At 67.0% G+C, this 15278-nt stretch carries 10 protein-coding genes; 7 read left to right on the top strand and 3 right to left on the bottom strand.

Going from position 1 to position 15278, the window contains the following annotated elements; genetic code table 11:
• Positions 1-34: 34 nt before the first annotated feature.
• The 4 genes from J4G12_00835 to J4G12_00820 all read left to right on the top strand — a co-directional run bounded on the left by J4G12_00835 (position 35) and on the right by J4G12_00820 (position 4792).
• A complete protein-coding gene (locus tag J4G12_00835) occupies positions 35-721 on the top strand; it encodes a DUF2461 domain-containing protein (GenBank protein ID MCE2454354.1) in 687 nt (228 codons plus the stop codon).
• A 257-nt stretch (positions 722-978) separates the two neighbouring features.
• On the top strand, positions 979-1695 hold the full coding sequence (locus J4G12_00830) for a hypothetical protein (GenBank protein MCE2454353.1): 717 nt from the start codon (positions 979-981) through the stop codon (positions 1693-1695).
• A complete protein-coding gene (locus J4G12_00825; protein MCE2454352.1) occupies positions 1692-3683 on the top strand; it encodes a PQQ-binding-like beta-propeller repeat protein in 1992 nt (663 codons plus the stop codon). The genes J4G12_00830 and J4G12_00825 overlap by 4 nt, the downstream gene beginning before the upstream one ends.
• A complete protein-coding gene (locus J4G12_00820) occupies positions 3680-4792 on the top strand; it encodes a P1 family peptidase (GenBank protein MCE2454351.1) in 1113 nt (370 codons plus the stop codon). The genes J4G12_00825 and J4G12_00820 overlap by 4 nt, the downstream gene beginning before the upstream one ends.
• A 62-nt stretch (positions 4793-4854) precedes the next feature.
• On the opposite strand, the gene J4G12_00815 is transcribed toward J4G12_00820, so the two are convergent.
• The 3 genes from J4G12_00815 to J4G12_00805 form a co-directional block, all read right to left on the bottom strand.
• The gene (locus J4G12_00815; GenBank protein ID MCE2454350.1) at positions 4855-6336 is read right to left on the bottom strand and encodes a M24 family metallopeptidase; all 1482 of its coding nucleotides are present in this window, start codon (positions 6334-6336) and stop codon (positions 4855-4857) included.
• A complete protein-coding gene (locus J4G12_00810; protein ID MCE2454349.1) occupies positions 6333-7010 on the bottom strand; it encodes a hypothetical protein in 678 nt (225 codons plus the stop codon). The genes J4G12_00815 and J4G12_00810 overlap by 4 nt, the downstream gene beginning before the upstream one ends.
• 374 nt (positions 7011-7384) lie before the next feature.
• Positions 7385-8758, bottom strand: a complete 1374-nt coding sequence (locus J4G12_00805) for an MATE family efflux transporter (protein MCE2454348.1) — start codon at positions 8756-8758, stop codon at positions 7385-7387.
• Between the two features lie 109 nt (positions 8759-8867).
• Between J4G12_00805 and J4G12_00800 the strand changes: the two genes are divergently transcribed.
• From J4G12_00800 to J4G12_00790, 3 genes are read left to right on the top strand one after another with little or no spacing between them, the layout of a single operon-like run.
• The gene (locus J4G12_00800; protein MCE2454347.1) at positions 8868-12356 is read left to right on the top strand and encodes a sialidase; all 3489 of its coding nucleotides are present in this window, start codon (positions 8868-8870) and stop codon (positions 12354-12356) included.
• On the top strand, positions 12353-13570 hold the full coding sequence (locus J4G12_00795) for a cytochrome c (protein ID MCE2454346.1): 1218 nt from the start codon (positions 12353-12355) through the stop codon (positions 13568-13570). Before J4G12_00800 ends, J4G12_00795 begins: the two co-directional genes overlap by 4 nt.
• Before the next feature lie 2 nt (positions 13571-13572).
• Entirely contained in the window at positions 13573-15276 is a 1704-nt protein-coding gene (locus J4G12_00790; GenBank protein ID MCE2454345.1) for a hypothetical protein, read from the top strand.
• The last annotated feature ends 2 nt before the right edge of the window (positions 15277-15278 follow it).

Raw genomic sequence — 15278 nt, 5'->3', positions numbered from 1 at the left:
TTCACCGAATGATCGGCTGTCCGCCAACCCGTCGATGACCCCACCCCACTTCACCGACGCCGTCTTCGAATTCCTCGCGGAGCTCGCCGAGAACAACGACCGCTCGTGGTTCCAGACCAACAAGCCCCGGTACGAGGCGCATGTGAAGGAACCCGCGCTTCGGTTCATCTCGGACTTCGGACCGTCGCTAAGGCAAATCAGCACGCACTTCCGGGCCGACCCCAGGGCCAACGGAGGCTCTCTCTTCCGGATCTACCGCGACACGCGCTTCTCCAGGGACAAGAGTCCGTACAAGACCCATGCCGGCATTCACTTTCGCCACGAAACGACCAGCGACGCCCACGCTCCGGGATTCTACCTGCACCTCGAGCCTGGCCACTGCTTCGCCGGATGCGGCGTCTGGCGTCCGGCCGGACCCGCGCTTCGAAGGATCCGGGCGCACATCGACGAGAGCCCGGGCGCCTGGAAGGACGCTTCCCGGAGCGAGCGTTTTCGCAGGTCTTTCGAGCTTGTGGGAGATGCGCTCGTCCGCGCGCCGATGGGCTTCAGCGTCGGGCACCCGCTCATCGAAGACCTCAGACGCAAGGATTTCATAGGGGTTGCGAAGCTCGACGCGGGAACTGTGACGGCGCCGGACTTCATCGACACCTTCGCGGATCTGTGCCGCGACGGGGCCGGTTTTCAGCGATGGCTTTGCCTTGCGCTCGGGGTGCCGTTCTGAACAAGTTGGCGGCTTTCCCCCGGTGACTCTCAAGCGACAGAACGGATGATCGCGGAGGCCATCGTTGTGACGCTCACCCTTGGGCTAGACGTCGTCCTCGACGTGGATTCGGATCCCCAGGCCAATTTCCACGACCTCCCCTTGCTCGACCCGCGATTTCGGGGAAGATTAGGAAGCGTTCGAGATCGCGGCGGGAGCCGGCGTTCCCGCAAGGCCGCTTCTCGCCAACCCCGATCCTCACCACTAGGGAGTCCAACGTGAAGCAGAGTACACTGACCACTTTCGCGGCCGTGCTGGCCATCGTCGCCTTCCCGGTCCCGTCGTTCGGGAGCCAGGATGCGAACATGAGCTTCTTCATCACCAGCGAAGGTCCCGGCGACGGCGCCAACTTGGGCGGCCTCGAAGGAGCGGACGCGCACTGCCAGAGTCTGGCGGAGGCCGTCGACGCCGGGGAAGCCACCTGGATGGCCTACCTGAGCGCGATACCGGCGGACGGCGAAGAGGCCGTTCACGCCCGCGACCGCATCGGCGGCGGACCATGGCACAACTACGGCGGGGTCGAAATCGCCCGCGATCCGGATCAACTCCACACCGACGACGCCAACCTCACCAAGGAGACCATCCTCACCGAGACGGGCGAGATGGTGAACGGGCGGGGCGACTCCCCCAACATGCACGACATCCTGACCGGATCGACGCTCGACGGAATGGCCTACATGGGCGGCGAGGGCTACGACAACTGCGACAACTGGACTAGCGCGAGCGACGGTTCGGGAAGCGCCCGCGTCGGACACCACGACCGTACGGGCGGGGGCGAGAACCCGACCTCCTGGAACTCGGCCCACTCTTCCCGGGGATGCAGCCAGGCCAACCTTCAGGCCACGGGCGGCAACGGCTTCTACTACTGCTTCGCGACCACTCCGCCGAACCCGCCGTCGCCCTCCCTTCTCGGTGCTATGAGGACCGTGCGATGAGGGACGCTCGCCGGCTTTCGGCTCGGACCCGGGCCGTCTTGGTCCGGACCGCCGTCACCATCCTCCTTAGCTTGCCGGCGGGCGCGGGCGCGGCGCAGGAACGCGGCACGCCCGAAGGCGAATGGCGCTTCTGGGGAGCCGACTACTATGGTACGCGCTACACCCCGGCTGATCAGATCGGCCCCGATAACTTCCGGGATCTGGAGGTCGCCTGGATCTGGAAGGGCGACAACTTCTCTCCCAACGAGCCCGATCCCCTGCTCCGCTCCACACCCATCTACGTGGACGGCAGGCTCTACACGGTCGCCGGCCAGCGCCGGACCGCAGTCTCCATCGACCCGTCCACGGGAGAGACCTTGTGGACCTTCCGCGAACCGCCGACCAAACGCTGGGAAGACTCCATGCGCAAAAACTACGGCAAGGGCGTCACCTACCATCGGGTGGGGGACGAGGACCGCATCTACCTGGTCACTCCCGCCTTCTTCCTCTGGGCGCTCGATGCGGAGACCGGCTATCCGGTGGAGAAGTTCGGCGAGAGCGGAGAGGTCGACCTGCTGGAGTACCTGGGTCCGTGGAAGCATGATCGGGAAGACGGCCTTCCGCCCGAGATCGGCTACATCACCAATTCGACGCCGCCGATGATAGTGAACGGCGTGGTGGTGGTCGGAAACTCCCACGAGCAGGGCTACTACCAGACCCGAAAGGAGAACGTCCCCGGCAACATCATGGGCTTCGACGCGGGGACCGGGGAGCACATGTGGACCTTCAACGTCATCCCGCAGGAAGACGAGTTCGGCAACGACACCTGGCTGAACGACGCCTGGCAGTGGACCGGCAACGTCAGCGCCTGGGCGCCCATGACCGCCGATCCCGAGCTCGGCCTCGTCTACGTGGGCACCGACCCGCCCACCATCGACTACTTCGGAGGCTTCCATCCCGGCGAGAACCTCTTCTCCACCACGATCCTCGCGATCGACGTGGCCACCGGCGAACGGGCCTGGCACTTTCAGACGGTCCACCACGACATCTGGAACTACGACAACCCGGCCCAGCCCTCGCTCCTCGACGTGACCATCGACGGCGAACCGCGCAAGATCCTCGCCCAGACCACTAAGCAGTCGTTCGTCTACGTGCTGGATCGTGAGACCGGGGAACCCATCTGGCCCATCGAGGAGAGACCGGTCCCGCAGACCGACGTGCCCGGCGAGTGGACCTCGCCCACCCAACCCTTTCCCACCTGGCCGGCGCCGTACGAGATGCAGGGGCTCGGCGAGGACGACATCGTCGACTTCACGCCCGAGCTCAGAGCGCAGGCCATGGAAATCCTGAGCCGCTTTCGGATGGGTCCTCTCTTCAACCCGCCCATGGTCACTGACGAAGACGGGATACTCGGCGCGATTCACTGCCCGGGGGCGAACGGCGGCACCAACATCCCCGGGGGAACGGTGGCCGACCCGGAAACCGGAATACTCTACACCGCGAGCCAGCGAGGATGCAGCGCTCCTCGGCTGCGGCCCGGGACCGAGGTCGATCCGGAGTCGAACGTCGACTACGTCTCGGTGGGTCCGGGAGGGGTGCCCAGCCTTCGGGGGCTGCCTTTGTGGAAACCGCCTTACGCGAGCATCACGGCCATCGACATGAACACCGGCGAGCATCTCTGGAGCATCCCGAACGGGTTCACGCCCGAGCGCATCCGCAACCACCCGGATCTCCAAGGCGTCGAGACCGGCAACACCGGAAGCAACGGCCACGCCACCGCCGTGGTGACGAAGACGATGTTCCTGTACGCGGAGGGACGGGGTCAGGCGCCTCTCCTCCACGGTGTCGACAAGATGACCGGCGAGCACCTGGGTTCGGTCGAGATCCCCGCTCCGACGACGACAGCTCCCATGAGCTACGTGCACGAAGGCGTTCAATACGTCGTTCTCTCGGTAGGCGGAGCCGGCATGAGCGGATCGCTCGTGGCGCTGCGCCTGCCTCCTCAGTGAACCATGACCGGACCCGGCCCTCCGGTCAGGTCCGGGCGCTTCTGGCCGGCGCGGCCGCTTTCGCCGCCTTAGGCCCTGGGGCGACGGCCCAGGGCCAGTCGCCGGAAAACGAGGACCGCGGAATCGAGGCGGTGGCCGGCGTGGCGATCGGGCACCGCACGCTCTCGGAGAGGCCGACCGGATGCACCGTGATCTGGGTTCCGGGAGGGGCTGTGGGAGGCGTGGACGTGCGCGGCGGTGCGCCGGGAACGGTCGAGACCGACCTGCTCGACCCCGTGAACACCGTTTCGGTGGTGCACGGTCTCTTTCTCTCGGGCGGATCCGCGTTCGGGCTCGCGGTACGCGACGGTTTGGTGCGGGCGCTCGATGAGCGTGACATCGGGTTCAAGGTCGGCTCGAAGAACGTGCCGATCGTGGCCGGCGCGATCATTTACGATCTCGGACTCGAGGGGGAGACCAAAGTCCGACCCGGCCCCGAGTGCGGATACGAGGCGAGCGAGATGGCGGCGGAGCGGATGGCGCGAGCCGAAAGCGAGAATCCTCCGCCACCCGCCCTCGTCGGACGGGTCGGCGCAGGTGCAGGCGCCACCGTGGGCAAGCTCATGGGAGCCGAACGGGCGATGGCGGGCGGATTCGGCAACTTCGCCATCCGGATGGAGAACGGTCTGGTGGTGGCCGCAGCGGTCGTCGTCAACTCGGTCGGCGACGTGATCGACCCGGGAACCGGCGAGGTGGTGGCCGGGATCCGGGATCCGGCGAGCGGCGAACTGCTCGACGCCCGGCTCGTCCTGCGCGGGCGTGCAGCGCCGGGGCGCAACGCTGCGGGAGCCGGAGCCGCACTCACTTCTCTACCCGGAGCGAACACGACCATAGCCGTGGTCGCCACCAACGCCGTCCTCACCAAGGCACAGGCGACCAAGGTGGCTCAGATGGCCCAGGACGGCATCGCCAGAGCTATCTATCCCGCCCACACGCCCAGCGACGGAGACACCGTCTTTTCACTTGCGACCGGCACTCTGGAGAGCGGCGCCGACGTGATGCTGGTGGGAGCGCTCGCGGCGGACGCGCTCGCCCGGGCGATCGTGCAGGCGGTACGCACCGCGAACTAAACTATCCGGCAGGCGGCTGAGGTACCGCGGCCGAACAGGTTTACGGGCCGCCGACCCGGCACCTACCAGACTATGTGGAACTCGGTCTGGCGTCTGAACGCCCAGTGGCGGTCGCCCTCGGTGTCGAGGTAGGCCTCTTCCTCCTGCCTGCATCTCGCGGGCTTCCCGCCCCACTCGTCGATCGGGACGGTCGCCTGTAGCTCGATGGAGTGCCAGGTGGAGGGCAGCAGCACCGCGTCGCCCCTGCCGGGCACGCCCTCCTGACGGTCCCACAGCCCGATGAGCGGGCCGGCCCCGTGGCCGTGATCGCCGATGGGATGCGTATAGATTGTGCCGTCGATCCCTTCCTCGCGCATCTGGGCCAGAGCCGCACCGAGTATCTGATTGCCGGTCAGCCCCGGTTCCATGTTCTCGAGAAGGATGTCCTGGAGGCGGTTCGATCGGGCCAGGCAACGAACAAGCCCTGCGGGAGGCCCGGTCTCGCCTTCGCGCAGGACGTAGCCGAGATGCTGGGTGTCGGTGTGGAGATTCATCGCCTGGGTGCCGAAGTCGGTCCAGAGCAGGTCGCCCCGCTCGATGACGACCGGCCCGTCCGCCGGAAGCTCCCCGTCGCGCTGGACGTCGACCGAGGTGTGGAACCAGGTTGTGTAGCCGAGATCGCGCACGCGCTGGCGTAGCCACCAGCGCACGTCCTCGGTCGTGGTCGCGCCGGGAGTGACGACCGCGTTCGAGAACGCCTCCGAGATCACCGCGTGCACGGTCTCCTGGATCTTTCGGTAGCGCCGCATCATCTCGGGCGGACGGAGTGCGATGTAGTTCATCGCGAGGCGGGGCTCCCGCTTGACCCGCGCTACGTATTCGGCTCCCAGCCCTTCCTCGAGAGCCTCCCGTTCCCCGGCGTGCAGTCCGTCGGAAAAAGCCCAAACCGGGTCGATGTTGAGGACGATGTTCTCAGGATCGCGATCCTCGACGACCTCCCTCAGCAGCGTCCACTGCTCGCTTCCCCACAGCTCCACCGTCTCCCGGGTAGGCGCCGGACGGGTGGAACGGTATGCCGTGAAGAGTCCGCCCTGGCTCGTTCCGCCGAGGGCGAGCCGTTCCACGCTGCCGTCTTCCTGTCTGGTGAAGACGTAGATGGATCGACGCCGGGCCGCGAAGGTCGTGGGCGACTTGATGGCGTCGAAGACGGGATCTTCGGCGTATTCTCGCATGGAGAGGATCCACATGCGGACGTCGTATTCCGTCATCAGCCTGGGAAGTACGCGCTCGAGCCGGAGGCGGAGCCACTCCTGCTGTTCCTCGGCCTGCTGCCTGAGCGAGGGAAGAGGCTGGATCCGGGCGGGAACGCCTTCGGGGAGGACCGCAGGTGCCTGAGCCCCGGCGCCGGCGGGCAGAAGTGAGGCGCACGACAGGGCACCCGCGAGCAGCGCGGCGAAAGGCGGCCTCGGGGTTCGGGCGGCGAGCCGGGACACCGATTCCGTACGGCCGCGTTCCTCCGCGGCGGACTTCTCCGGAGTGGAGCGGGGGCGGCAGGAAGCGTTCATGGTGTTCCCATTGTGCAGGTCTCCAGTATGGTGCTCGCCAGCGCCGCCACCCTGCGCGGCGTGTCGTCGGTCCACCTCGAATCCCGGAATTCCCAAGCAGCCTGATCGCAATCGCCGGTCTCCAGAGCCCCCAGCGCCAATTGGAAGCTCAGCAACCCGTCGGAGCCCAGCTGGAACGCCGCGTCGCAGAGGGCGATGCGCAGACCTATCGGCTGTTGCATCAGCGGCGGCCATCCGGTCTCGAACCGCCCGCATTGGGTCCGCGCGTCGGCCAGCGCCTGTTCCAGCGCCTCCCTCCTTGTGACGAGCGGATGAGCGTGGGTCACACCCGCGTGCTTGCCGATGCCGACCGTCCAGCCTTCGGCGTCGGGATAGGGATGTGCGCGGTAGCCTTCCTGCTCGGCCAGCCGCACCAGCAGGCGCACGGTCGCGCCTTTCCCGAGGATCGGCTCGATCGCGCCGTGCCGACCGACCGTCTCGTGGGCGAGGGCGGTCCAGCTTGCCCGTTCGGCGGCTTGGGCAGCCCCGTCCGGTGCGGCCATGCCGGGGTTCAGGGTCAAAGGTGAGGACGTCCAGCGCCATCCGTCAGGGAAGCCGGTCCGAGCGATCACGACGCCCAGGACGACGCCGAGCACGATCCAGACCGCCGCCGGAACGCGCCGGTTGTCGCTCACGTCGCGCTTCTTCCGACGACGAATTCGCTGCCGAACGGCGCCCCGGTGCCGACGGCGGGGAGGTCGTCGACCACGTAGCCGGCGACAGCGGCGAGAATCTGACGTAGCATGAGGGCTCCGGGCTGCAGGTCAATCGTTCGCGGCCGCAGGCGCGGTCACGCGCATCGGTGCTCCGCCGGATAACATATGCCGGCGCCGGCGCCGGCGGTAGGTCGAACGACAGCCCGTGGACAACGCCAACAGAGGCTGCGCGACGCCGTCTCAACTCGGTAGGCCACGCTCGGTGTCGCTCTCCGGGCGAAGAGCGGCGCTGCAGTCCCTCAGCGCGCGGAGCTTCATGGCACTCGGTGTTCGTGAAACTCAGCCATGGGCAGCTAAACCCGAATCTCTATGTCGCGCCACCTTCCCCGGTCGAAACGCAGCATGCTCAGCAGACCGCGCACCATATGGCCGACCACGATGGCGAACCAGACGTGACGTGCCTCGAGGCCGAGCGTCCCGGACGCCACCGAGCAGATCAGGAGCGGGACGGCCACCTGCGAGATGAGCGAGATGTAAAGCGGGCCCCGGGTGTCGCCCGTGCCCTGGAGGCCTCCGGTATAGGTCAGCGCCAACGTGACGAAGAACCCGGAGACGCACAGGAAGGCCAGGAGCTCACGCCCGATCGCGACCACGGTTTCGTCTTCCATGTTGAAGAGCGAGAGAAGATGATCGGGGAGGAGGACGAAGAGCGCACCAGCCATCGTCGCCACACCGAGTCCCATGATCGCTGCGGTCCTCACCGCCCTGACGGAGCGCTCCGGGCGATCCACGCCGAGATTCTGGCCGGCCACGGTGGCGGCCGCGCCCATCAGCCCCACCGAAGTCCAGGTGATCAGCGAGAAGAGTTGAGCGTAGGCCACCGAATACGCGGCCTGCGCCTCCGCGCTGTTCGCCAGCGAGCCGATGAAGCCTAGGAGCAGGACGCCGCCCACGTTCATGGCGATGCCCTGGAAGCCGGTAGGAAGCCCGAAGCGGAAGAGCTCCCGTATGATCTTCCAGTCGGGACGCAACCCCATGCCGCGGGTGAAGTGGACCACCCATTTTCCCGAGATGAGTCGGTAGAGCGAATAGAGACCGACTGCGCTTCCCGCCAGAACCGTTCCGATGGCCGCGCCGGCCGTACCCCAGACGGGAATGAAGACCAGGTTGAGCGCCAGGTTGAGCACGGTGAGCGCGATGCCCAGCCGAAGGGGTGTCTTGGCGTCCCCGGCCGAGCGCAGCGCTCCGCTCAGCATGAAGAACATCATCATGCCGAAACTGAAGAGGAACATGATGCGGAGATACGGCAGCGCCTCCGCCTGCACGGACGGTTCCGCGTTCACGAGGTCGAGCAGGACCGGGGAGAGGAAGTAGCCGAGCGGCGCCATGACCCCTACCGCGAGGGCCAGCGCGACGAGGAAGGCCTGGTAGACGGCGCGGTCGACCTTGTCGGGCTCGTCGGCCCCGGCGAACCGGGCGACCAGGATGCCCATTCCCGTGAAGATCGACGCGATGAAGACGATCACCACGATGAAGATCTGCCCGGCCACCCCCACTGCGGCGTTGCCCGTGAATCCGACCGTGTGGCCGACCATGGCGTGGTCGACGATCCCCTGGAGACCGCCGATCACGTTCTGAAGCATGGTGGGCCAGGCGAGCCGCCACACCGCCCTTCCCACAGGACCCTCGACGATCGACCTGTCGAGCGACCGCTTCCTTACGGCCAACTCGTCGAACCCTGGGTGACGATCGGGAGGGCGGTCCCCGCTCGACCGGCGATGACCGATGAACTTGGCTTGACGTGGCGGCGCCAGCGGGCGCTCTCGAACGGCATCCGTGAAGATAGCGACAGGCGGCGGACGCCGGAGAGGCTCGGAGCGACAGGATGCAAGGGAATCCTCGATGCGCGTGGCGTGTTTGCGCCATGCCCTTGCGAGCCCGGCCCTCCGCAGGTATCGTGGCGTCAGGACCGGGCGACGCGAGATCGCGTTGCGCGCCATCGCCCGCACAATTCTCGACCCGTCCAACCTCCCTCCGTCCGTCCGCATGCTCCCCGTTCCCCGCCTTTCCTTCCTCCGCTCCTGTTCGCTCCTCGCGCTAGGCCTGACCCTGCTCGGCGGGAGGCCTGGAGCTTCAGGTCAGGAAATCCCGACCTCCGCGCTCGATGCGCTGCGTTTCCGCCACATCGGACCCGTGGGCAACCGCATCACCTCGGTGTCCGGGGTGCCCGGCGACCGTTTGACCTACTACGTCGGCGCGGCGTCCGGCGGGGTCTGGAAGACAGAGACCGGCGGCCTCCAATGGCGCCCCGTCTTCGACGATCACAAGATCCACGCCATCGGCGAGGTGGCGGTCTCACGTTCCGATCCGAGCATCGTCTGGGTCGGGACCGGAGAGCCCTTCATCCGCTCGAACGTCTCCATCGGAAACGGCGTCTGGCGCTCGCTCGACGCGGGCGAGAGCTGGGAGCACATGGGGCTCGACGCCACCGGGCGCATTTCCCGCATCATCGTTCATCCCACCGACCCGGACGTCGTCTACGCGGCCGCGATGGGTCACGGCTATTCGCCACAGCCGGACCGCGGCGTTTACCGGACCGTCGACGGGGGGCGGAACTGGGAACACGTTCTCTTCGTCGACGAGGAGACCGGCGCCAGCGATCTCGTCATGGACCCGTCCAATCCGCGCACGCTCTTCGCGGGCACCTGGCAGCTCGCCATCCGCACCTGGAACCGCCGTTCGGGCGGCCCCGGCAGCGCCATCCACATGTCGCGGGACGGCGGCGACACCTGGACCCGACTCGAAGGCGCCGGCCTGCCGGAAACCGACGTGGGCAAGATCGCCCTGTGCACGAGCCCCGACAACCCACGGCGCATCTACGCGCTCATCGAGACCGGCGACGGCGTACCTTGGGAGGGAGGCGAGACCACCGGCGGCGAGCTTTGGCGCAGCGACGACGGCGGCGCGAACTGGGCGCTGACCAGCTACGACCGCGACCTCGCAGGGCGCACCGCCTACTATAGCCGCTGCGAGGTGAGTCCCGACAACGAGAACGAGATCTTCTTTCTCGCCGCGGCGTACTCCTATTCGCTCGACGGCGGGGTGACCTCGGAGTCGGCGGCCTTCGGCCAAGCCCCCAATTGGGATCACCACGACATGTGGATCGATCCCACCGACGGCGAACGTCAGGCTGTGGCCGGAGATGGAGGCGTCTCGTTTTCGAACGACCGGGGCAGGAGTTGGTTCCGGATTCAGCTTCCGGTTGCTCAGATGTACCACGTCACTGCGGACGACGCCATACCCTACAACGTTCTCGGCAACCGCCAGGACGGCCCCTCCACCCGCGGCCCGAGCAACTCGCGCCTTCAGGGCGGCTTCATCGCGGGCGGGATTCCGCGCGGCCTCTGGCACACGGTCGGCGGCGGCGAGTCGGGATTCGCCACGCCTGACCCGACCGATCCGCGGATCGTGTGGTCGAGCGCTTCCGGGGCGGGTGCCGGCGGCGGCATCGTCGTGCGCTGGAACTCGGAGAGCCGCCAGTACCGCGAAACCGAGGTCTGGCCCGAGACGACGACAGGTCATCCCGCCGACTCCGTCCGCTACCGCTTCCAGTGGACCTTCCCCCTTCTCATCTCCCCTCACGACAACGAGACCGTTTACGTCACCTCGCAGCACGTGCACCGCACCCGGAACCGCGGTCAGAGCTGGGAGGTGATCTCTCCCGACCTCACTACCAACGACCGATCCCGCATGGGGATCAGCGGAGGGCTCACACCGGACAACATCGGGGTCGAGTTCTGCTGCGTCATTTACGCGTTCGACGAGTCGCCCCTGGAGGAGGGAGTTTTCTGGGCGGGAACGAACGACGGCCTCGTGCAGGTGAGCAGGGACGGCGGCGAAAGCTGGACCGACGTCACCCGAAACGTCCCCGACCTCCCGCCCGACGGCGTGGTCAGGGGAATCGACGCCTCCCGCCACGCCACGGGGAAGGCCTACATGGTGATCGAGCACCACCAGGTGGGCGACTTCGAGGCCCGCGCCTACAGGACGGAGGACTACGGCGAGAGTTGGACCCCGATCTCCGGCGGCATCGACGACGGCGTCCTCAGCTACACGCGCAGCGTCCAAGAAGACCCCGTGCGACCCGGTCTGCTCTACCTGGGGACGGAGGCGAGCCTCTGGCTCTCCTTCGACGACGGCGATTCCTGGCAGTCGCTCCACACGAACCTTCCCCATTCCCCCATGTACGGCATCGTGGTCCAGGAGCGCTTCAACGATCTCGTGATCGGCACCTACGGGCGCGGATTTTGGATACTCGACGATGTCACGCCGCTCCAGCAGCTCACTGCCGAGGTGGCGGCATCGCCGGCGCATCTCTTCAGCCCCCGGGAAGCGTGGAGATTCCGACCGGTTTCGGAAGAGTTCTCCATGTCGGACGATCAGTCGGACGGCGAAAATCCGCCCTACGGCGCGTCCATCAGCTACTGGCTGCGCGACGGTGTCGACGGCCCGGTCTCGCTGGAGATAGCCGACGCCTCCGGGGAGACCGTGCGAGAACTGGCGGGAACCGGGCAGGCTGGAGTGAACCGCGTGTGGTGGGATCTGAGAGGAGAACCGATCCGCGACATTCGGCTGCGCACCAAGCCGATGCATGCCGACGACTTCGAGCTGGGCGAGGAGCGGGAGCGCCCCTTCCCCGGCGGACTGTTCGGCGGACCCGGTCCCAGCGCCCTGCTCCAGAAGCCTGGGACCTACACGGTCACTCTGCACCTGGACGGGGTGGAGGCGGAGGGCGCCGCGATGACCCGGGAGCTCGAGGTTCTCAAGGACCCGCACTCCGAAGGATCGGAGGAGGAGATCGCCGAGCAGTTCGGGATGCTGACGGAGCTGCGGTCGAGCGCCGACAGCGCTGCGGCTCTCGTCAACGCCGTGGAGTCGGTGCGTCGGCAACTTCTCGATGTCGCGGATGCGCTCAGAGAGCGTGCCGATGGCGATGACCATGACGGACTCGATACGCTGGCGGAAGCCGCCGACTCCTTGGAAGCGAGGTTCGTCGAAGCCGAGGAGGGGCTCTTTCAACTCCGCGCCACGGGCACCGGCCAGGACGGGATCCGCTACCCGACCAGGCTGATGGAGAGACTCAACTATCTGATGTCCGCCGTGAGCGTGGCCGATTTCCGCCCGACCGATTCGGCCGTGGAGGTCAAGGTCATCCTCGAGGAACGACTGGCGCGGATCGCCGGAGACATTTCGCGCCTGATGGAGGAGGATCTCGCCGAATTCAACTCACGGTTGACGGCGGAAGGCATGAGGGTGATCTCGTGAATACGGCCGTCCGCATGGCCTGTCGTCGGTTGACCTCGGCGGCGCTGCCGGCTTGTGCGCTCGCAGTGGTGCCGGCCGCGTTGGCGGCTCAGAATTATCCGCCGGCCACCGGAGCCGAGCTGGTCGACGCGAGCGGCGAACGGATCTACTCAGGGTCGTGCGCCAACTGCCACGGGATGGACGGAACCGGCCTGCCCCCGTCCCTGGTCGGATTCGAAGAGGAGCTTCCCGACTTCTCGGACTGCGACTTCGCGGCTCGGGAACCGGACGGCGACTGGATAGCGGTCGCCCACGAGGGAGGGCCGGTCAGGGGGTTCAGCGAGATGATGCCGGCGTTCAGAGGAGCCCTGACCGAGGAGCAGCTTGCCCGAGTCATGGGCCACATCCGGACCCTGTGCACCGACGAGGCCTGGCCGAGGGGGGAGTTGAACCTGCCCCGAGCGCTGTTGACGGAGAAGGCGTATCCCGAAGACGAATGGGTGATCGAAGCCGACTTCGACATCGAAGACGGAGGCGACGCGGGTGGAGCCTACGTCTACGAGCATCGTTTCGGCCCTCGGAGTCAGCTTGAAGTGGCCGTTCCTTTCCGCTGGAGGCGGGAGGGCGGCGAGGTGTCTCGCAGAGAAGGGGAAGGCGGGGCGCTGGTCGACGAAGGCGAACCGACCGGAGATTTGACGGTCGGCAACGTCTCCCTCGGTTGGAAGCACGCCTTCTACCATTCGCTGGAACGAGGTGCCATCCTCTCGATCATGGGCGAGGCGATTCTCCCCACGAGCCCGCGCGAACAGGGTGGCGAGGGGGCTCTGGAAATCTTCCTCTCCGCAGGTCAGCTCCTGCCCTCGGACGCGTTTCTGCAGGCGCAAGGGGGGATGGAGGTAGGGGCCCACTACCGTTACGGGCTTCCTTTGTACGAGGACGGGCGCGACCAGGCCTTCGCACGCGTCCTGCTTGGATTGAGCCGAACCGAGGGACCATGGGGGCGCACATGGTCTCCCATGCTGGAATTCCAGGCCAAGCTGGGTCTGGAGGACGGCGGGACCACGACCATGGACCTCGTGCCGCAAGTGCAAGTGGCGCTCAACACCCGTCAGCACGTGCTTGCCAACGTCGGGGTCATGCTCCCGGTGGGGGAGGCCGTTGACTCCCGTCGGCCCCGACTCTTCCTTTACCTGCTTCTCGACTGGTTCGACGGCGGCTTCTTCGAGGGGTGGTGAGGGTGATATCGACCAAATCGCGAAGCCGGCGGCCCGGCGCGGCGCCCCTGGCGGCCGCAGCCCTCGCTCTCGCCGCTCTCGATGCGCCCGCTCAGGAGAACCCCGGCGAACTCTTCCGCACCTCGGGTCGCTGCATCGCCTGCCACAAGGGGGTGTTCGGCCCGGACGGCGACGACCTCTCCATAGGGTTCGACTGGCGCGCCTCCATGATGGCCAACAGCGCTCGCGACCCCTACTTCCAAGCCGCAGTCAGACGCGAGATCATGGACTATCCGAACGCGGCCGCGGACATCGAGGGCGAGTGCGCCCGCTGTCACATGCCCATGGCGAGCGTCGCCGCAGCGGCGACTGGAGAGATCGGACAGGTCTTCGCCAACCTACCCGTCGGGGGCGCCGGAGGCGAGTTCGCCGATCTTGCGGCAGACGGAGTGTCGTGCGCACTTTGCCATCAGATCCAGCCCGACGGTCTCGGCGAGGAGGAGAGCTTCACCGCTCGCTTCCACATCGCGGGAATGGCAAGCGGATCGTCAAGCGGAGCAGGCGCCGGCGATCCCAACGCACGAGCTCTATTCGGTCCATTCGAACCCGACGCCGGCGGCGCGGGCATCATGCACTCCGCCACCGGGTTCGAACCTCGTCTGGGCGAACACGTCACCTCTTCGGGATTCTGCGCCAGTTGCCACACCGTCATCACCCGTCCGGTGCGCGACGGCGGAACCGAAACCGCGTTCCCCGAACAGTCGCCTTATCTGGAGTGGCTGGCGAGCGACTACGCCGAGGGCGGATTCCTCGAGCGGAGCTGCCAGGACTGCCACATGCCGGAAGTCGCTGAAGACGTTCCCGTGACCATGGTGCTCGGGCAGGCGCGTCCGGAGGTTTCCCGACACGTTTTTCGGGGCGGCAATTTCTTCATGCTCCGTATGTTGAACCGCTTCCGGAGCGAGCTCGGAGTGACGGCCCTGCCGCAGGAGCTAGAAATCGCCGCCGCGCGAACCGCCGATCATCTGCGGACTGCCACGGTCGAGCTCGAACTTGTCGGGGTGGGCGTGGGTGAGGGCAGGCTCGAAGCCACCGTGCTCGTGCGCAACCTGGCCGGCCACAAATTCCCCACCGCATATCCCTCGCGCCGCGCCTGGATCAGGTTCGCGGTGATGGACGCGGACGGGAACAGGGTGTTCGAGTCAGGGGCGTTCGCGCCGGACGGCAGCGTGGCGGGGGACGACCACGATCTCGACGGCAAGGATTTCGAGCCGCATTACGACATGATCGAGTCGTCGGACCAGGTTCAGGTCTACCAGGGCGTCATGGCTAACGCCGCGGGCGAAATCACCACCGGACTGATGTCGGCCGCGAGCTGGACCAAGGACAACCGCATCCTCCCGCTGGGCTACGACGCGGCATCGGCCGATTCGCGGACCCGTCCCGCAGGAGCCGCGACCGACGATTCCGACTTCCTGCCCGGATCGGACGCCGTGCGCTACTCGGTCGCGGTGAACCCGTCGAGCGGCCCCTTCAGGGTCGAAGCCGAGCTGTGGTTCCAGCCCATCGCCTATCGGTGGGCCGAGAATCTGGCGGAGTACGACGCGACGGAGACCGACAGGTTCGTCGGCTACTACCGTGAGATGGCGGAATCTTCGGCGCTCGTGCTCGCGAGGGTCGAAGGGGTGGTTCGGCAGCCCGAACCCGCCCGAAAGATGTCGATGTAGCC

This window comes from Gemmatimonadota bacterium, from assembly GCA_021295815.1.
Lineage (GTDB): Bacteria > Gemmatimonadota > Gemmatimonadetes > Longimicrobiales > Gaopeijiaceae > JAGWBQ01.
Note: the sequence above shows the minus strand (reverse complement) of the source record. Positions and strands in the feature narration are given on the sequence as shown.